The following is a 17,456-nucleotide window of genomic DNA, read 5'->3' as shown; positions in this document are numbered from 1 at the left end:
CAAGCGTACGACGGCGGCGGCTTTCCGTCCGCGGGCCCGTCCCCTCCCTGTACCGCCGGCTCAAGTGGACTGCGCCCCGGGAGTCCAGCGCCCCGGGACCTCCTGCCTACTTCGGCGCCATCCGGATGGCCCCGTCCAGCCGGATGGTTTCGCCGTTGAGCATGCTGTTGGCCACGATGTGTGCGGCAAGTTCCGCGTATTCCGCGGGCCGGCCCAGCCGCGACGGGTGCGGCACCTGATGGCCTAGCGATTCCTGCGCCTGCTGCGGCAGTCCGGCCATCATCGGGGTCTCGAAGATGCCGGGCGCAATGGTGACCACGCGGATCAGCGAGCGCGCCAGTTCCCGGGCCAGCGGCAGCGTCATCGCCGCCACCCCGCCCTTGGAAGCGGCGTAGGCCGGCTGGCCGATCTGGCCGTCGAAGGCCGCCACGGAGGCCGTGTTGATGATGACTCCCCGTTCCGGGCCGCCCACTTCAGTTTCCACCGGTTCGGTTGCGGCCATCGCGGCGGCCGCCAGCCGGATCACGTTAAACGTGCCGATGAGATTGATCTGGACCACCTTGGTGAACGCTTCCAGCGGCAGCACGCCGTCGCGGCCCAGCACCTTGCCCGGTGTGCCGACGCCGGCGCAGTTCACCAGGATGCGCAGCGGCCCCAACGCCGCCGCCCGGTCCACCGCGGCCTGCACTTGGTTCTCGACGGTCACGTCGGCGGGCGCAAACACGGCCCGGTCCCCCAGCTCGGCGGCGAACTGCTCCCCCTCCGAACTGGGCAGATCCATCAGCACCACTGACGCGCCGGCAGCATGCAGCCGGCGGGCCGTGGCCGCGCCCAGCCCCGATGCTCCGCCGGTGATCAGGGCTACGGTTCCGGAAACCTCCACTGAGTCCTCCTCATCTGTTCACTGTGCTTTCGCCGCCACCGGTCCACCGGCAGCACCGCACCTCAGCCTAGTGTGGCCCGCAGCACACCGCCTCACCGGCGGGGCCCGCGGGCGGAATGCCCGGCCTGCTCGAGCACCCATCCGCGGTTAGGCTAGTGCCCATGCCCACCCCGCCTGGCGGCGGAGCCTTCCGCCCGCCCATCCCCACGCTGGCGGCGGGCCGCGCGGACGAGGCGGCGATCGCCGTCGTCCGCCATTTCGGCCACCGCCTGCTGGGGCTGCCTTTCACGCTGCTGGGTGCCGTCCGCCGACCCTCGCTCGGCTGGACCGGACCGTGGCACTACTGGTGGCAGGCGCATTTCCTGGACTGCCTGGTGGATGCCGGCCGGCGGGAGCTGCGCCGGGATCAGCATTACGACGGCGGCAACGGACCGAGCGCGGGACGCCTGGCTGCCCGGCTGCTGCGCACCGTCCGCTGGCGCAATGGCTTCCGCTTCCCCAATTCCTACTACGACGACATGGCCTGGCTGGCTCTGGCCACGCAGCGGCTGGATGCGCTGGCGGCCGACGCGCACAAGCCGCGCTTTCGGTCCAGGGCGGCTGCCCGGCGGCTGCTGCCCCAGCTGGAATCGGCGCACACCCCAGACCTGGGCGGCGGGTTGTTCTGGAACACCGCCCGGGACTTCAAGAACACGCCGGCCACGGCGCCGGCCGCGCTGTACCTGGCCCGCAGCGGCGACACCGGCCAGGCCGCGCGGCTGCTGGACTGGCTGGATGCCGAACTTTACGCACCGGAACAGCGGCTGTACCTGGACGGGGTGCGCATCGCCGGCGGCAAGCCCGTCCTGGTGCCGGACATCTATACCTACAACCAAGGACCGGTGCTGGCGGCACTGCTGGCGGTGGGCCGGGACGCCGACCTGCAGCGCGCGGCCGAGCTGGTGCACGGCATCGCGGCCGGCCTGGTGCAGCAGCCCGAAGTCACCGAGGAAGAGGGCCGGAAACTCGTCCTGCGCACGCACGGCGCCGGCGACGGCGGTCTATTCACCGGGATCCTGGCCCGTTATCTGGCCGTGGCGGCCCGGTCGGACAAGCTGCCCGGCGAGGTCCGCGAGCTGGCCGCGCGGATGGTCGCGGACACCGCGGAAGGCTTTTGGGCCGGCCGGGCCATCGAGAACCACCGCAGCTGGGAGGTCCTGGTCTTCTCCGCCGACCCCGCTGCCCCGGCGGCCGCGAAACCCGAGCCGGGCACCGGCGTCGAACTCTCCACCCAATTGCAGGCGTGGATGACGCTGGAGGCCGCCGCCACGCTGGCCGGCTGACCCCGGCGGCAACCCGGTTGAACCCGGCGGCAACCCGGCTGACCCCGGCGGCAACCCGGTTGACCCCGGCCGCAACCACGGGAGGCCTGCCGGCGGACGTCAGGACGGCTTCTTTTGCTGCGGGTACGGCGTTTCGTGCCGGGCCAGCATCTCCACGAAGTCGGCGATCCTGCGTTGCCGGCCAGCCTCGGTCTTCAGCTGGCCCAGCCGGTGGATCAGGGCATAACGGTTCTGCGAGGTGAGCACGTCGAACATCGCCTGCGCCTCCGGGACGGCAGCGATCGACGCGGCCAGATCCGCTGGCACTTCGGCCGTGGCCGGGCCGGCGTAGGCCTTCTCCCAGCGGCCGTCGGCCTGCGCCGCAGCCACCGCCGCCCGGCCGGCGTCGTGCATCTTGCCGGCCTGCTCCAACTTTTCGATGTACCCGACGTTGCGCTGCGACCAGATGCTGCGCTTGCCGCGCGGGGTGAACCGCTGGAAAACGCTTTCGGCATCACGGCGGCGCGACTGCCCGTCGATCCAGCCGAAGCACAGGGCCTCTTCCAACGCTCCGGCGTAGTCCAGTTCCGTCACCGTTCCGCCCTTCTTGTGCAGGATCAGCCAGACGCCGGCCGACGCCGCGTGGTGTTCCTCCAGCCAGGCCCGCCAGGCGGCGGCGTCGGGCAACAACAATTCCGGAAGTTCTGCAGGCATGCCCTTATGCCAGCACGGCGGGGCCGCGCCGTCTAGTAGTTTCGAGGTAACTTCGTTGCTGACCTGAAGGAGATTGCCGTGCTGCGCGTGCGCCCCGTTGTGTCCACGTCCCGGATTGAGCCGTGGCGGGAGCTGCTGACCGCCGCCGGGCTGGTGTGTGCGGCCGACGACGGCGGGTCTTGGCTGGAGTTTGATGCCGCCTCCGGCCGGTTGGGGCTGCACCGGGTCGATGCCGGCGACCCCGCGGACGGCCGCCTGCAGCTGGGCTTCGAGGTCCGAGACCTGGACGAGTTCGCCCGCCGGACTACAGCCGACGGCACCCGGGCGGCGATCGAGGACGCCGACCACGGCCGCGCCGCCAGGATTACGGCGCCGTCGGGCTTCAGTTTCCTGGCCGACCCTGCCTCGCCCTCCTTCGGCAGCCACCCCGGGCCCGATCAGCCGGATCCGGCGCTGGCCGTGATGCCGCTCTGGGTGACGCCGGATGTGCCGGGCGCGGTTGCCACGCTCCGCGGGATCGGCGCGCACCCCAGGTTCGGCGACCCCGGAGTATGGGCGGACTTCGCGGCGAAGAACGGCGGGCTGGTCGCGGTGCGGCACGGCGCAGCGGAGCAGCTGGAACTTTCCTTTGAGTACGACGACGACCTCACCGCCCTGCGGGACCGCCTCAGCGCGGCGGGAATCACCTGTTCGCTTGAAGGCGCTGCCGACGCGCCGACCCTGCTGGTGGAGCACCCGGACGGCGCGGAGTCGGCCGCCCCCATGCAGGTGCGCTTCACCGTGAGGCCGAATGCCTCGGCCGGCTCTGCTGCCGGCTGAATCGCGGCCGGGCAGGGCGGTCAAATAAATCACGCAATGTACCGCGGACCGGCGGTGGTACCGGCTCGTACGGGGAGCACCAAAGTCCAGCCGCCGGACGCGCCGGGATGGTCGCCGGCGTGACTGGCATTGCAACGGTGCTGTAGAACAAGTACATGAGCGTACGCACCCCCGACCCGTATCCCGGCTGGCTCTCCAACGAGGATCTGCATGAGGCCCGGCAACGCCTGCCGATGCTCTACGTGGAGGCAGTGCCGGTGCGGCTGGACTCGCTGGGATACGTGACAGAGATCGGTCTGCTGCTGCAAGCCTCCGCCGAAGGCGAGATGGTCCGCACGTTCGTCTCCGGGCGGGTCATGTACCGCGAGACGGTCCGCGCTGCCCTGCTGCGCCACTTGGAAAAGGACCTGGGCCCGCTGGCCTTTCCGCAGCTGCCAGCCAGCCCGGTGCCGTTTACAGTGGCCGAATACTTCCCGTCGCCGTCCGAGACCGGTCTGACCGATGACCGGCAGCACGCCGTTGCGCTGGCCTACGTCATCCCGGTCACCGGCGAATGCAACCCCCGCCAGGACGCGCTGGAGCTGAGCTGGATGACGCCGGAAGATGCCCTCAGCCAGGCGGTCCAGTCTGAGTTCATCGGCGGCCGTGGCAATCTGCTGCGCCAGGCGCTGGCCCACGCAGGCTGGTGCCGCTGACCGCCGACCGCCGACCCGGCACGAGCCCGCCGCGCCCCGGTCGGGCGGGCGCTATCTGGGCAGCGTCCAGGTGTACATCTGGGCGGCCAGGTTTCGGGACTGCTCCTGGTGCTGGTCCTGAAAGTGCAGCCGCGTCAGCGTGACCGGTCGCTGGCTGCGCCGGTTGGCAAGATCCATCAGGATCATGCCCCCGAGGCGCAGCAGAACGGTTAGGCCGCTCCGGCTGCGGAACTGTTCCGGCTGAACGGTTGCGTGCGTTGGTACATGGGTGATGCGGCCCCGTGGGGCAAGGATGATGCTCATGGCAGGATTCAACTTTCACAGAACGTAGGGCTGCTGTGCGTTGGCGGCTTCCCCGGAGGCCTAATGAAGCTACGGTCCGGGTGCTTCTCGATATTCTTCGACGCTATCCACGATCGCGGTCATCTTTGGTCCTCTATCCGCTCCCGGCGACCGACTTTGTGAGCCTCTGTGTCCAAGTCGGAAACCGACTATGTGCATGTCGGGAACCGACGTCGCGGACCGTCCTACTCGCGGATCAGAGCCCCTAGCGTGATGCGCGTCACGATCTATCGTTTCATCGCGGCGGCCCCGCCGGACACCGCAGCGGGCCTCCCGACCGAAAGGTAACGGTTTCATATACTGATCTGACGATCGCGAGCGTGACTAAGGATTTACCCATGACGGAACAACAGGCTGAGACATTCATTCACCATGTCAAGGCCGAACGCGTAGGCGCCGGTGCCCGGTTCCTGACGCGCTCCGGTGAGCATTCCGCGCCCGTGGCGGACACCGCCGTCGTGCCCGATGATTTCGGCACTCCGGCGGTGGTGGTGGCAACGCTGGAAGACGGCAGCCGGGTGCGCATTGCCCACGGCTCGCGCATCCGCATTGCCTCCTCTCGCAGGCCCGCCCAGTTGCCCGGCGCACTGGCGCAGGATGACTTGGAGCTGATTCCCGCCGAGGAGGGCACGCCGGAAGCCGTGGTGGTGGCGGTGGCCCGGGCGCATGGCCGCCATGCCGGGGTCCAGCGGCTGGCCGCCCGCTTGAGCCGCGGGCTGAATACGAAAGCCGGCAGCCATTTGCAGGACGTGCGCGACCTCGCGCACACACTGTTCGTGGAACTGGACGACCGCGAGCGCGCGCTTACGGTGTGCCGGTTGATCATCGACCAGCCCTTCGACGGGAACTTCGGCCGGTGGAAATGGATCGAGTCGGCACTGGCCATGGCCGCGTACATCCTGCGCGAATCGGGCAGCGAAGAGGACCGCACGGAAGCGCTGAGGCTGGCCGAGGCGTTGCGCACTCCGGACGACGCCGACGAGGATCCCTTCCGCGCGAAAATCAACGCCGAGGTCCGCCAGCGCCAGTTGAACGAGCCCAACCTCTATGACAAGGAAATCCACCGGGCGATGGCGGCCGTCGACCGCACGGCGGAGCGCGAGTGGCGCGAGCTGCGGTTGACCGCGTTGTTGTACCTGCGTACGCACGGCGGGTCGGAGACCTTGGAACCGGTCGAATTGGACCGCCGGATCAGCAACGAGTTGGTGGCCATCCGAGCCCTGGACGTTCAGCAACGGAACTCCTAGCGCCCTGCCTCCGGGCTCTGGCCACTGCCTGCGGCCCGGGAGTAGAGTCGGCCGCATGACGGAGAGCGGAGTTGCAACGGAGCCCGGTTCACTCAGCGTCCACATCAACGCGGATGCGCGCCAGGTATGGACCATGCTGCGCGAACCCAGACACATCGCCCAATGGCACGGCTGGGACATGGCCGGACTGGACGAGGAGATCCGCGAGATCTACTTCACCGACGCCAGCGAAGCCGAAGACCACAAACGGCTGACCATGGGCGACAGCGACGCTTTTATTTTGGAGCCTGTGGGCGACGGCGTGCGCCTCACCCTTCAGCGCGGCCCGGAGTCCGGCGAGCAGTCCGACGAATGGTGGGAGGACATCAGCGAAGGCTGGCTGACCTTCCTCCAGCAGCTGCGCTTCGCCTTGGAACGGCATCCCAAGGACCACCGCCAGACCACTTACCTGGGCGCAGATTCCGTCCCGTCGGGCGGCCTGCTCTCCAGCCTTGGCCTGGACAACCTGCCGGCGGCGGGCGAAACGTACAGCGCATCCCTGGCCACCGGGGAAGAGATTTCCGGGAAGGTGTGGTTCCGCTCGGATCGCCAGCTGGGGTTGACCGTTGATTCGTATGCCGATCACGGCGGCGGTCTGCTGATCGTTGCAGAAACTCCATCGCACCCGGATGACAGGCCCGAGGGCGGCAGCCAGGTGTTGATCAGCTGCTATGGGCTCGGCGCCAGGCGGTTGGCCGAGATCCGGGACGGCTGGGAGGCCTGGCGCAAAAGCGCACTGCCCGACGCCGACCCGCTGGTGCTCGGCAGCACCGCCGGGGCCGGCGCCGGCTAGGCAACCGACCCTCGCCGGCCGAGTTTCCTCCGACGGGCGGGAACCACCCGCGCATCAGGCCCCGTCGTGCTGCCGGCGCTGGAACCGGCGCCGGTTCTTCTCCCGGAGCGTGCGCTGGTGCATGAGATACACCAGACTGATCCCCACCAGGGCGCCAACGGCCGTCTGCAGCGCCCTGTCCACCATCAGTTCCTGCGGATCGGTGGGGGCGGCAAGCTCGGTCATGATCAGGGCCAGTGGCGTGATGAAGATCAGCGCCAGCGCGTAATGGCGCAGCACGAACATTTCCGCGCTGAACTGCAGCACGATCACCATCAGGACCAGGACCCAGGGCTCCGGGCGCGGGGCCAGCAACAGCCCGGCTACCGCCACGCCCGCAAAGGTCCCCAGGATGCGGTGGACGCCCTTTTTCACCCGTTGGGCCAGGCTGGGGCCCGCGATCGGCGCCACGGCAGCCACCATCGCCCAGTAGTTATGGCCCAGCCCCACCACGGTGGCCAAGGTTCCGGCGGCCAGGGCCGCCAGCGCATTTGCGCCGGCCTCGACGCCGAATTCCCGCCAGTGTTCGCGGGTCAACTGCGGCCTGGGCGGCGGCGCCATAGACGTGCGCCAGGCCGGCACCAGGCGGCTGCTGATCCCGATCAGCATGGCCAGCACCACACTTGCCAGGCCGGTCAGCATGGCCTGCCACAGCGGCGCGGTCAGCGTGATGGAACCGATGGCCGCATAGCCGAACGTAAAGAAGATGACACCCGCCGGACGCAGCTGGAAGTAGTTGACCGCCAGCGACCACAGGCCGGCCACCACGGTGGTGCCGAAGACGATCCCCCAGGGTCCGGCATCGGCCCTGGCGGTGAGGGCGCCGAGGAACATGACCAGCATGATCAGCACGCCGAATTGGCCCTGATGCCGCAGCCTGACGCCATGGGCCTCGCCCCGGCCATAGATGCCGGTGAAGGCGCCGAAGGCGGCGAAAATCATCAGGTCGAACCGGCCCATCGCCAGCAGGGCGAGCAGTGGCAGGCCGACGCTGATGCCGCAGCGGGTAGCCACGATATGGTCCTGGCGGGCCGGACCTACCCGAAAGAATTCGCGGACGTACTCCGTCACCATGCTGCCGCCTTTCGCTTGCCACACTATCCACGATGCCTCGTCTCCATCACCCAGCGGAGGCACCCAATTCCCTCCGGGAGAAAGATCAGGGACCCCCTGCGTACGGACCGGGCGGCAGAGCGGCGAGGGACCATTCGCGGTTGAAGAGCAACCCTTCCACCCTAATTCGCTTGCTTGAGGCAACCATCATTCTGTGAGCGGCCCGACAGGCCGGCGTTCGCCATGCCACACGCCGCACGGCCTTTCGCCGCCCGCCCGCGCACACGCGCCCATTCGGTGCACCGGGTAAGGCAAAATGGTGGAGTGCCCCAGTCTGATTTTTCCTTCCGCGTCGGCAACCGCCTCGCCAACACCGCCAGCCCCTCCCCTGCCCGAATCGAGGAGAACGACGGCGGGTTCCAGGGCCGCACCGGCACCATCACTACGCCGCACGGCGAGATCCAGACCCCGGCGTTCATCGCCGTCGGCACCAAAGCCACGGTCAAAGCGGTGCTGCCCGAGTCCATGAAGGAACTCGGCGCGCAGGCGCTGCTGGCCAACGCGTACCATCTGTACCTGCAGCCCGGCGCAGCGGTGCTCGATGCAGCCGGCGGCTTGGGCAAGTTCATGAATTGGGACGGCCCCACCTTCACCGACTCCGGCGGCTTCCAAGTGATGAGCCTCGGCTCCGGGTTCAAGAAGGTCATCAACATGGACGCCGCCGCAGCCAGCACCGGCTCGGATGACCAAGTGGCACCCGGCAAGGAGCGGCTGGCCCATGTGGACGACGACGGCGTCTGGTTCAAGTCCCACCTCAACGGCGACAAGCACCGCTTCACACCGGAAATCTCCATGCAGGTGCAGCACCAGCTGGGCGCGGACATCATGTTCGCCTTCGACGAGCTGACCACGCTGATGAACTCGCGCGGCTACCAGGAGGAGTCGCTGGAGCGCACCCGACTGTGGGCCGAACGCTGCGTCACGGAACACGAACGGCTCACCGACGAGCGCGCGCACCGCCCGTACCAGGCACTGTTCGGTGTGATCCAGGGCGCCCAATACGAAGACCTGCGGCGCAAGGCCTGCCGGGACCTTGGTGCGATGAACTTCGACGGCTTCGGCATCGGCGGCGCGCTGGAGAAGGAAAACCTGGGCACCATCGTGCGCTGGTGCACCGAGGAGCTCCCCGAGGACAAGCCGCGGCACCTGCTGGGGATCTCCGAGCCGGACGACATCTTCACCGCGATCGAGAACGGCGCGGACACCTTCGACTGCGTCTCCCCCACGCGCGTGGCCCGCAACTCGGCGTTCTACACCCCGGACGGCCGCAAAAACCTGTCCAACCGCCGGTTCAAACTGGACTTCACGCCGTTGGTGGACGGCTGTGACTGCTACACCTGCGCCAACTACACCCGTGCCTACATCCACCACCTGTTCAAGGCCAACGAGATGGTCAGCCACACGCTGATCTCCATCCACAACGAACGCTTCACCGTGAAGCTGGTCGACGACGCCCGGCTGGCCATCGACGACGGCTCCTTCTTCGACTTCAAGGCAGAGGTACTGGGCCGCTACTACGCCTGACCCTGCGGCAGCATCACAGGCGGAAGGCCGCCGTCGTATCCAAAGATAACGACGGCGGCCTTCCGCCTGTGTGTGTGGCCTGCCGCCTAAGCGGCAAGCACGACGTCGGCCCGCTCGTCCTGCGCCAGGGGCGCCAGGATCTTCAGCCGGCATTCGGCCTGCGCCGGATCGGCATGCTCGGGCAGGAACCCGGAAACCGCGCACGCCTGCAGGTGCCACAGGACTGCGCCGTCCACCGAGGCATGCTGCAGATCTATGGTCACTTCCAGGCCTGCCGCCAAAGAATTTGCCCGCTTCGCGAGTGAATACACCGCCAAGACGTTGCGCTCGTCGACCCGCCCGCGCACGTCAATATGCGCCGATGAGCATTCCAAGTCGACGCGCACCGTCACGCCCAGCTTCCCGCTCATCGAGATCCCGCCTTCGAGTCCACCGAGGCGCGGACGGCGGCCGCCGGAACCCGACGCCGGCGGCGTGAGGCGCGGGATTTGCCCTCCAACGCCCAGGACTTGTGGAATCGGCTGCGCTGCTCCTGCGGGACCAACTGCAGGAAGACCGGATGGCCGAAGACCTGCTGCCGGGCCTCCGAGCAGAACGGCAACACGCGCAGCCGACGCCGGTGCGCCTCGGCCAGCGCCCGGCGCACCAAGGCCTCGCCGAGTCCCAGCCCGCGGTGCCACCGGTCTTCTTCGATTTCGAGGAGCCACATTTCGCCGTCCTGGATCTTGTACTGCAGAGACGCCGCCACTTCACCATCAACGTAGGCATCGAAGCGTGATGCGCCGTAGTTGTCGCGTATAACTTGCATGCGTTCTCCTCATCCATGCGCAGCCCGGCAGTGCTGCACCTGTGATGCCAGCCCACCTGCTGCGAAACCATGGCTCCAGCGGGCCGGAGCCACAACAGTAACCGTGCTTACGATGTAAGCAAAGCATGCTTAGTATCGTTCTGCAAAGTCGCCAGGTGAATTTCAGCTGGCCGGAGGAACAACATTGACAGAACCGGGACGAGCCCTTATCACGTGAGCTGGCTATCCAGCCTGTCCAGCAGGGCATCAAGCGCTGCGTCGAACTCCTGCTTGGACCGGTCTTCCGACAACAGGTCCTGCAGCTCCTGCAGGAGCGGGTACTCGGTCAGGTCCGCCTGCGGGGAAGGCGAAGGATCGGCGTCTTCTACCGGGCCGATGTCGGCGCCGAGGGCAGCCACTTCCAACAACAGGTGGCCGATGAGGAAACTGCTGAAGGCCCGGTAGGCTTCGACCGCCTGCTCGTTGCTGAACCCCGCACTGGTCATCGCCCTGAGGAACGACTCCACCCAGCGCAGGCTCCGCAACGGCGGCCGGACCCAGGGGGCTTCGGCAGGCCGTGTGGCAATCAGCGGGAATACTTGGGGATGCTTCACCGCCAGCCGGCGCAGGCCATGGGCCAGCCGGAGAAGGTAGTCCTGCCAGCCATGGCGCGGCTCCACGTACACCTCCGGATCGCCGTACAACTCGTCGACCACCGACTCCACGATGCCGTCGAGCAGGTCCTCTCGCGACGGCACGTAGCGGTACAGCGACATGGCTTCGACTTCGAGCTCGGCGCCCAGGCGCCGCATGCTCAATTGGCGGACCCCATGCTCTTCGATGAACATTGCACCGGCCTCGAGAATCCGCTGTCGGTCCAGGCGCTGGCGGTCGCCACCGGGGTGGTCCCCGCCTGGCGATGCGGACGTTCCGGACTCGACCATTGAGCACTCCCCTCCTGCGATTGCGCACCAGCCTACGCGCCGGGATTCCCGCTGTCCTCCCACCCAACCGTGGCCGAGAGGCCTTCCCCCGTTCGAATCCAGCACCGGCAGTGCGTGTTTTCCGCTGCAGGCCGCGGTTTTTGCGCTGTTGGAGAAGGTTTGGAAAATTCCCGGCAAAGTGCCTGATTGGGGGTGCCAAGCGCGGACCTTACACTGTAAGCTGGCGAATCCGGGACTCGTTCCTTCATCCGAGGGAGGAGAGGTCCGGCTAGGGCAGACGGACCTTCGTCCTGGCCAGATAGGAAGTTAGCAAAATGGAAGAACACCTGAAGGACGTTTGGACAGCTTCGGCAGCAGTCGAGGGGTTGCAGGTAGAGATGGACCAGGCTGAAACGAATCTGGACGTTGCCATTGATATAGCCCTGAAGGCCGGAGCCGCACCGGAGGAAATCCTCGTGACAGCGAACTTGTCGCCGTCGGAGCTCAGCGAGCGCGTCCCAACACTGGCCATCGACGATCAGGCCGCGGAGGAATCCGAAGCCAGCGCATTGTAGGACGGTTCACGCCTCTTCACCCAGCCGATCACCGCCGTGGTGACGGGGACGAAGAGGAACTCCACCAAGGTCTTGTAGACGAAACCGACCACTACGTAGTTGACGAACGTGGGGACGTCGTTGATGCCGATGATGGAGGCCGCAATCGAGCAGAAAATCAGTGTGTCGGCGAATTCCCCGACCCCGGTGGAGCCCATCAGGCGCGCCCACAAGCGGCGTTCGCCCCAGCGTTCCTTCATCCGCACCAGCACCCAGGAATTCAGGGTCTGGCCAACGAGGAAGCCCAGCAGGCTGGCGAGCACAATCAACGGCACCGGGCCGAGCGCGCCCTCCAGGGCCTGCTGCTTCATCCGACCGAACTCGTCGTCAAAGCCGGGAAGCCCGATGATGACCCAGTAGCAAAGCGAGGCGAAGACCGACAGGGCGAAGGTGGTGATGATGGCCTTCCGTGCCACCTTGAAGCCGTACACTTCGCTGATCACGTCGCCCAGAATGTAGGCCAGCGGGAAGAGGAAAAATCCGCCGTCGGTGATAATCGGGCCGATGACTACGCCTTTGGCGGCGCCGATGTTGGACAGAATCAGGACCACGGCCATGACGGCAAGCATGATGCCAAAATAGGGGCTGCCGATCGAGGCGAAGCGGGCAGGCGTGCGGGATTGCAGTTCAGTCATTGTGGTGGTTCACCCTTATAGAAGTGGTTCGCGCAACGCTTCGCACCGTGTGGTGCCTGACGAAACGTCCGCTGTATTAGCACTAATGGGTCCGTCTGCCACCCGGACCGCCATCCATTCTCCCACGGCCCGGCAGTTCCTTGGCCGCCGCCCTATTCTTGCTTTATGAGCCAGGAACCGGAGCTCGACGAGTTCGAGCACAGCAACCCGCGCCACCGGGTGACGTTCGGGTTCGGGGCCTTTGTGGTGGGTTTCCTGGTGGCCATCTCCGTTTTCGCGCTGGGCGCCTTATTACTGGCCCTGCTGGGCGGCCCCCTCACCTGGACCCAAGTGGTGTCGGCCTCGCTCTTGGCGCTGGTCGTGGGCCTCTATGCCGGCGGCGTCGGGCTGGTGATCGGGGCGCCGATCGCCTTTGTGCTGGGCCTGTTGCTCCGGCCGGTGGCCAACCAGTGGCTGCACGTACTGGCATTCTTCCTGGTGATGACCACGGCCTCCTTCCTAATCCTGGTCTCGCTCTCCAGCGGCGACCCGCTGGGCACGCTTGAACTAGCGGCGCTGATCGGGCTGGCCGCGGCGTTCGGCCGTTTCAGCGTGTGGAAAATGATGGATATCCGCTGACCGCGCCCGGCCCCGCAGGCGGCCGCACGTTCGCCCTGAGGTGAGCACCGCCGTCGTCATTAGGAACCGAGGGGGGACGGGTGGAAAATGGGCGCATGTCTGTTTCCACCACCGAAGCCACCCGGCCCGCCATCACGCTGACCATCGCCGGCTCCGAAGCCACCGGCGGCGCAGGCGCGCAGGCCGACCTGAAGACCTTCCAGGCGCTGGGCACCTACGGCATCACCGCCCTGACCTGCATCGTCTCCTTCGACCCGAAGGACAACTGGAACCACCGCTTTGTCCCGGTGAACGCCGGCGTCATCGCGGACCAACTGGAAGCCATCCAGACCTGCTACGAAGGCTCGCTGAAGACGGTCAAACTGGGCATGCTCGGCTCGCCACAGACGATCGACACGGTCGCCGCGGCGCTGAAGACCCAGCAGTGGGACAACGTGGTGCTGGACCCGGTGCTGATCTGCAAGGGGCAGGAACCCGGCCACGCACTGGACACCGACCAGGCACTCAAGGCCCAGATGCTGCCGCTGGCCACCTTCGTTACCCCGAACCACTTCGAAGCCGAGTCCCTGGCCGGCATCACGATCAACGACGTGGAGGACCTGAAGGCAGCCGCCAAGATCATCCACGAAGCCTCCGGCGCCGCCGTGCTGGCCAAGGGCGGCGTGCGGTTGGCGGGCGCGGACGCGGTGGACGTGTTCTACGACGGGGCCACCTTGGAGGTTCTCTCCGCGCCGAAGGTCGGCGAAGTGGCCGTCTCCGGCGCCGGTTGCTCCCTGGCCGCGGCGGTGACCGCCGAATTGGCCAAGGGCGCCACACCGCTGGAGGCTGCCAAGACCGCCAAGGCCTTCGTGACCGAGGGCATCAAGGCCCGGGTTTCCTCCAACGCCCCGTTCGACGCCCTGTGGCAGGGCGGCGCCACGCTTTCCTGATCTGGCCCTATCTTGAGCGACGGCGGCGCCCCGGTCTCGGGACGCCGCCGTCGCCGTATTCCGGCTCTTTGCCGGGGCGGCCATACCTGATCCATGCCGCCTAACAGGTCCGACGTGCTCGGCGCTTGGCTTAAACACCCGACGGCGGCGCCCACCCCGGGAGGCTCGCAAGCCACGTCGGGGTGGGCGCCGCCGTCGTCAGCGGTTCAGACGGAAGGAATCAGACCGTCTTGGTGGCGGTCTCAGCGTCCAGACGCGGTAGCCGCGGGAACCAGGCGTTCTCGCCCGGAGTGCCGATGTTGACCACCATGAACGTGTGATTGCTGGTTCCGGCGTTGAAGTCTTCGTCAATGCCGGCAGCGTCGAACCCACCCATCGGGCCGGCGTGCAGGCCCACGGCGCGGACGGCCATGATGAAGAATCCGGACTGGAGCCACGCGTTGTTCTTGGCGATTTCGGCGCGCATTTCCGCGTTGCCGTCGAACATCTCCTTGCGCTCCGGCGCGTGCGGGAAGAACGAGCCGAAGTGCTCGTGCCAGTCGGCGTCGTAGCTGAGCACTGCGACCATCGGCGCGGTCAGGGTCTTGTCACGGTTGCCCTCGGCCATCCGGGCGGCGAGCTTCTCGCGTGCTTCTGCCGAGCGGACCCAAGTAATGCGCAGCGGCTGGTTGTTCATCATGGTCGGGCCCATCTTGGCCAGCTCATAAATCGCGGCGAGCTGCTCGTCCGAGACCGGCTCGGCGGAGAAGGTGTTCGCGGTGCGGGCCTCCAGGAACAGGTGGTCTGCGGCCTCGCGACTCACGGACAACTGGTTCTCCAGATTGACCTCAGCGGTTTCGACGCTCATGTGACTCCTCAGGTTGGGGGTGTGGTGTCTGCTGGGGTTAACGCCGTGGCCACGCGCCGGAATTTCTCCCGGCGGGGTGATATTCGCTACACGGCCGCGGTGCGCGGGCGGCCGGGTGCCTTGGTTGCCGTCCACGTTCAACTTTTGGGCCGAACTTTCCTGCTGTCCATGTTCAGCCGAATCTGTCCATGTTTTGCGGGCGTGCACGGCCCTGACCTGCGGAAACGATTTCGGGCCGCGCAAGACGTGGACAGCGTCTGGGACCGGTCGTCGATCCGCCGGGGCAAACGGGCGGGGGCCGGCACCGACGGGGCCGTCTGGGCAGCGGCACGGGCCGAGCAAGACGTGGACTGCGCTTGGACCATCCGTCGAGGTGCCGGGCAAACGGCACGGGGCGGGACTCAACGCGGGCCGGGCACCATACCGCGGCCCATGGAAAGCGCGGCCGCCCGCCACTAGGGTGGACCGAAACAGGAAGGCGGTACCCGTTGGGCAAGAGCATGCAGGCGATGACCTACTCCCGTTACGGCGGCCCGGAGGTGCTGGAGCAGTTAGAAGTTCCGCGGCCGAAGGTAGCCCCGGGAACGGTGCTGATCCGGGTGAAAGCCGCCAGTGTGAACCCGGTGGACTGGAAGGTGATGTCCGGCGGGCTGGACGGGATGCTGGACGTCCACTTCCCGGTGATCCCCGGCTGGGACGTTGCCGGCGTGGTGGAGCAAGTCGGCCCGGACACCCCTGAATTATCGCCGGGCGACGAAGTGTATGCTTACGGCCGCCGGGACACGGTCGCCGGCGGCACCTATGCGGAGTTCGTGGCGCTGCCGGTCTCCATGGTGACGCGGAAGCCGGAATCATTGAGCTGGGAACAAGCGGCCGGTTTGCCGCTCACGGGCATGGTGGCACAGCGGACCCTGGACGCCTTGGCCCCGTCCACCGGCGAAACCGTGCTGATCCACAACGGATCCGGCGGGGTCGGACGCATCGCCATCCAACTCGCCGTCGAGCGCGGTCTCCGGGTCATCGCGACGGCGTCGGAGAAGCACCACCAGCGGCTGCGGGAACTCGGCGCGGAGCGGCTGGAATACGGCACCGGTCTGGTGCACCGCGTGCGCGAACTGGCGCCGCAGGGCGTGGACGTGGTGGCGGACTTCGTGGGCGGCGTCTTACAGGACACCCAGGCGGTGCTGCGCAACGGCGGACGGCATGCTTCCATCGCCGATGCGGCGGTGACGGAACACGGCGGCCGCTTTATCTGGGTGCGTCCGGTCGGTTCCGAGCTCGCACGGCTGAGCGAGTTGGCCGACGCCGGCAAGCTCACCGTGGATGTTGACCGCACCTTTTCGATGGGCCAGGCCGCGGACGCCATGCGGCACAGTCAGCAAGGCCACGTCTCCGGGAAGATTGTGCTGACGCCGTTCGCGGAGCACGCCGGGTAAGCGGCAGCACGCCGGAAGCAGAAGGCGGGACCAGCGCGCCGGAAGCAGTAGGGCGGGAACAGAAGGCGGGATCAGAGATGGCGGAGAAGTTTTCGAACGTCGACGAATACATCGCGTCGTTCCCGGAGGACGTCAAGATCATTCTGGGGGAGATCCGGCAGACCATTCACAGCGCCGTACCGGGGTCCGAAGAGAAGATCAGTTACGGCATGCCGACCATCATGTTCGAGGGCCACTACCTCGTCTACTTCGCGGCATGGAAGCACCACGTCTCGCTCTACCCACTGCCCCAAGCCGACGCTGCCCTGGAGCATGACATGGAACCATATGCCGGAGCCAAGGGGACGCTGAAGTTTCCGCTGGGAAAACCAATTCCCTACGACCTCATCAGGCGCGTGGTCATAGCATTGGCCCGCCAGCGGGGCGCATTTGACGCTTAGTCTGCGGGTGGGCGGGGCCGGCGTGCCTTCAGCCGTTGACGGGCCGCCGGACCTTCAGTCCTTCTCCGTACGCGGTGCCTTCGGCTGCAGCTCGGCCAGCAGTTCCATAAGCCGCTCGTCGGTCAGATAGGTCATGCCGGTGAGGACGTCCGTGATCCGGCGGCGGTCCGCGGGCTTGAACCGAGTGCTGTCCAGGATGTCGGAGACCCACAGCCCGTCCATCGCCAGCCGGACGATAATCCCCAGGATTCCCACCGGCTCGCGCGGATCCAGGTCCTGCCGGTCCAGCCGCTGGTTGAGGTAGATCAGTGATTCGGCCAGGTTCGGCTGCTGGATCGCCGTGGACAACAAGCCGGCCTGGTTGCGGTCGTTGTTTGCCCGTGCGTCGGAGAACGCCGCGATGTAGGCCCGTTCCTCCGCGCCCAACGGCTCTGGATCGGCGTCAGCCCGCTCGCCCAGCTCGTGCACCAAAGCCATGATGATGGATTCGACATCGCGCTCGACCTCGTCGATCGGCGCCCCAGGTTCAAACATGCTGCCCCTCTCATGGTTCCCGGCGGGTTTGCCGCCTTAGCCAGTCTATCCACAGCCGCCGCGCCGCCGGCGGCCCCTCACTTCCCGCCCCGATGGACACGTCCGGACCCGGATCGGAGTCAACTATTACGACGCCGGAGCCTGTCTTACGTGCCGCGCGTCACCTTCTTTCCCGCCGCAGTTA

General features: G+C 67.1%; 21 protein-coding genes. 11 read left to right on the top strand and 10 right to left on the bottom strand.

The window, feature by feature from the left end; all coding sequences use genetic code 11:
- Positions 1–106: 106 nt before the first annotated feature.
- A complete protein-coding gene (locus AC5RWT_RS06395) occupies positions 107–883 on the bottom strand; it encodes a 3-hydroxyacyl-CoA dehydrogenase (RefSeq protein ID WP_494079597.1) in 777 nt (258 codons plus the stop codon).
- Positions 884–1,044: 161 nt separating this feature from the next.
- On the opposite strand from AC5RWT_RS06395, the gene AC5RWT_RS06390 reads away from it, so the two are divergent.
- Complete coding sequence (locus tag AC5RWT_RS06390) at positions 1,045–2,205, top strand: glycoside hydrolase family 76 protein (RefSeq protein WP_494079596.1); 1,161 nt, start codon at positions 1,045–1,047, stop codon at positions 2,203–2,205.
- 99 nt (positions 2,206–2,304) lie between these two features.
- On the opposite strand, the gene AC5RWT_RS06385 is transcribed toward AC5RWT_RS06390, so the two are convergent.
- The gene (locus AC5RWT_RS06385) at positions 2,305–2,898 is read right to left on the bottom strand and encodes a YdeI/OmpD-associated family protein (protein WP_494079595.1); all 594 of its coding nucleotides are present in this window, start codon (positions 2,896–2,898) and stop codon (positions 2,305–2,307) included.
- 78 nt (positions 2,899–2,976) lie between these two features.
- On the opposite strand from AC5RWT_RS06385, the gene AC5RWT_RS06380 reads away from it, so the two are divergent.
- Entirely contained in the window at positions 2,977–3,717 is a 741-nt protein-coding gene (locus AC5RWT_RS06380) for a VOC family protein (RefSeq protein WP_494079594.1), read from the top strand.
- 155 nt (positions 3,718–3,872) lie between these two features.
- Positions 3,873–4,412, top strand: coding sequence for an NUDIX hydrolase family protein (locus AC5RWT_RS06375; protein ID WP_364645705.1), 540 nt, complete (start codon positions 3,873–3,875; stop codon positions 4,410–4,412).
- Between the two features lie 51 nt (positions 4,413–4,463).
- On the opposite strand, the gene AC5RWT_RS06370 is transcribed toward AC5RWT_RS06375, so the two are convergent.
- A complete protein-coding gene (locus AC5RWT_RS06370) occupies positions 4,464–4,715 on the bottom strand; it encodes a hypothetical protein (protein ID WP_494079593.1) in 252 nt (83 codons plus the stop codon).
- A 377-nt stretch (positions 4,716–5,092) separates the two neighbouring features.
- On the opposite strand from AC5RWT_RS06370, the gene AC5RWT_RS06365 reads away from it, so the two are divergent.
- Both AC5RWT_RS06365 and AC5RWT_RS06360 read left to right on the top strand, forming a co-directional pair.
- Positions 5,093–6,001, top strand: coding sequence for a DUF6707 family protein (locus AC5RWT_RS06365; protein ID WP_494079592.1), 909 nt, complete (start codon positions 5,093–5,095; stop codon positions 5,999–6,001).
- A gap of 55 nt (positions 6,002–6,056) precedes the next feature.
- Positions 6,057–6,833: an SRPBCC family protein gene (locus AC5RWT_RS06360; RefSeq protein WP_494079591.1), complete on the top strand. Its 777-nt coding sequence runs from the start codon at positions 6,057–6,059 to the stop codon at positions 6,831–6,833.
- A 54-nt stretch (positions 6,834–6,887) separates the two neighbouring features.
- On the opposite strand, the gene AC5RWT_RS06355 is transcribed toward AC5RWT_RS06360, so the two are convergent.
- Positions 6,888–7,946, bottom strand: a complete 1,059-nt coding sequence (locus AC5RWT_RS06355; RefSeq protein WP_494079590.1) for an FUSC family protein — start codon at positions 7,944–7,946, stop codon at positions 6,888–6,890.
- A gap of 303 nt (positions 7,947–8,249) precedes the next feature.
- Here AC5RWT_RS06355 and tgt point away from each other — a divergent pair, with 303 nt between their 5' ends.
- Positions 8,250–9,509 (top strand): tRNA guanosine(34) transglycosylase Tgt, encoded by a 1,260-nt coding sequence (tgt, locus tag AC5RWT_RS06350; protein ID WP_494079589.1) that lies wholly within the window; start codon positions 8,250–8,252, stop codon positions 9,507–9,509.
- An 86-nt stretch (positions 9,510–9,595) separates the two neighbouring features.
- Here tgt and AC5RWT_RS06345 read toward each other — a convergent pair whose 3' ends face one another.
- The 3 genes from AC5RWT_RS06345 to AC5RWT_RS06335 all read right to left on the bottom strand — a co-directional run bounded on the left by AC5RWT_RS06345 (position 9,596) and on the right by AC5RWT_RS06335 (position 11,240).
- Positions 9,596–9,919 carry a hypothetical protein gene (locus AC5RWT_RS06345; RefSeq protein WP_494045108.1) on the bottom strand — a complete coding sequence of 108 codons (324 nt, stop codon included), beginning with the start codon at positions 9,917–9,919 and terminating at the stop codon, positions 9,596–9,598.
- A complete protein-coding gene (locus AC5RWT_RS06340; protein ID WP_494045109.1) occupies positions 9,916–10,317 on the bottom strand; it encodes a GNAT family N-acetyltransferase in 402 nt (133 codons plus the stop codon). The genes AC5RWT_RS06345 and AC5RWT_RS06340 overlap by 4 nt, the downstream gene beginning before the upstream one ends.
- Before the next feature lie 209 nt (positions 10,318–10,526).
- Positions 10,527–11,240, bottom strand: coding sequence for a TetR/AcrR family transcriptional regulator C-terminal domain-containing protein (locus AC5RWT_RS06335; protein WP_494079588.1), 714 nt, complete (start codon positions 11,238–11,240; stop codon positions 10,527–10,529).
- A gap of 314 nt (positions 11,241–11,554) precedes the next feature.
- Between AC5RWT_RS06335 and AC5RWT_RS06330 the strand changes: the two genes are divergently transcribed.
- Positions 11,555–11,794 carry a hypothetical protein gene (locus tag AC5RWT_RS06330; RefSeq protein ID WP_494045111.1) on the top strand — a complete coding sequence of 80 codons (240 nt, stop codon included), beginning with the start codon at positions 11,555–11,557 and terminating at the stop codon, positions 11,792–11,794.
- Here the strand turns inward: AC5RWT_RS06330 and AC5RWT_RS06325 are convergent.
- Positions 11,758–12,468, bottom strand: coding sequence for a queuosine precursor transporter (locus AC5RWT_RS06325; protein WP_494079587.1), 711 nt, complete (start codon positions 12,466–12,468; stop codon positions 11,758–11,760). The genes AC5RWT_RS06330 and AC5RWT_RS06325 overlap by 37 nt on opposite strands.
- A gap of 165 nt (positions 12,469–12,633) precedes the next feature.
- Between AC5RWT_RS06325 and AC5RWT_RS06320 the strand changes: the two genes are divergently transcribed.
- Positions 12,634–13,086, top strand: coding sequence for a hypothetical protein (locus AC5RWT_RS06320; protein ID WP_494079586.1), 453 nt, complete (start codon positions 12,634–12,636; stop codon positions 13,084–13,086).
- Positions 13,087–13,181: 95 nt separating this feature from the next.
- Positions 13,182–14,015 (top strand): hydroxymethylpyrimidine/phosphomethylpyrimidine kinase, encoded by an 834-nt coding sequence (locus tag AC5RWT_RS06315; protein WP_494079585.1) that lies wholly within the window; start codon positions 13,182–13,184, stop codon positions 14,013–14,015.
- A 220-nt stretch (positions 14,016–14,235) separates the two neighbouring features.
- Here the strand turns inward: AC5RWT_RS06315 and AC5RWT_RS06310 are convergent, their stop codons facing one another.
- On the bottom strand, positions 14,236–14,862 hold the full coding sequence (locus tag AC5RWT_RS06310; protein WP_494079584.1) for a malonic semialdehyde reductase: 627 nt from the start codon (positions 14,860–14,862) through the stop codon (positions 14,236–14,238).
- Positions 14,863–15,362: 500 nt separating this feature from the next.
- On the opposite strand from AC5RWT_RS06310, the gene AC5RWT_RS06305 reads away from it, so the two are divergent.
- Complete coding sequence (locus AC5RWT_RS06305; RefSeq protein ID WP_494079638.1) at positions 15,363–16,298, top strand: NADP-dependent oxidoreductase; 936 nt, start codon at positions 15,363–15,365, stop codon at positions 16,296–16,298.
- A gap of 77 nt (positions 16,299–16,375) precedes the next feature.
- Positions 16,376–16,738, top strand: coding sequence for an iron chaperone (locus tag AC5RWT_RS06300; protein WP_494079583.1), 363 nt, complete (start codon positions 16,376–16,378; stop codon positions 16,736–16,738).
- A gap of 54 nt (positions 16,739–16,792) precedes the next feature.
- Here AC5RWT_RS06300 and AC5RWT_RS06295 read toward each other — a convergent pair whose 3' ends face one another.
- The gene (locus AC5RWT_RS06295) at positions 16,793–17,272 is read right to left on the bottom strand and encodes a TetR family transcriptional regulator (RefSeq protein WP_494045117.1); all 480 of its coding nucleotides are present in this window, start codon (positions 17,270–17,272) and stop codon (positions 16,793–16,795) included.
- Positions 17,273–17,456: the final 184 nt, after the last annotated feature.

The sequence above is a fragment of the Arthrobacter sp. Dra40 genome (genome assembly GCF_059091905.1).
This window is presented reverse-complemented; position numbering and strand designations above follow the sequence as displayed.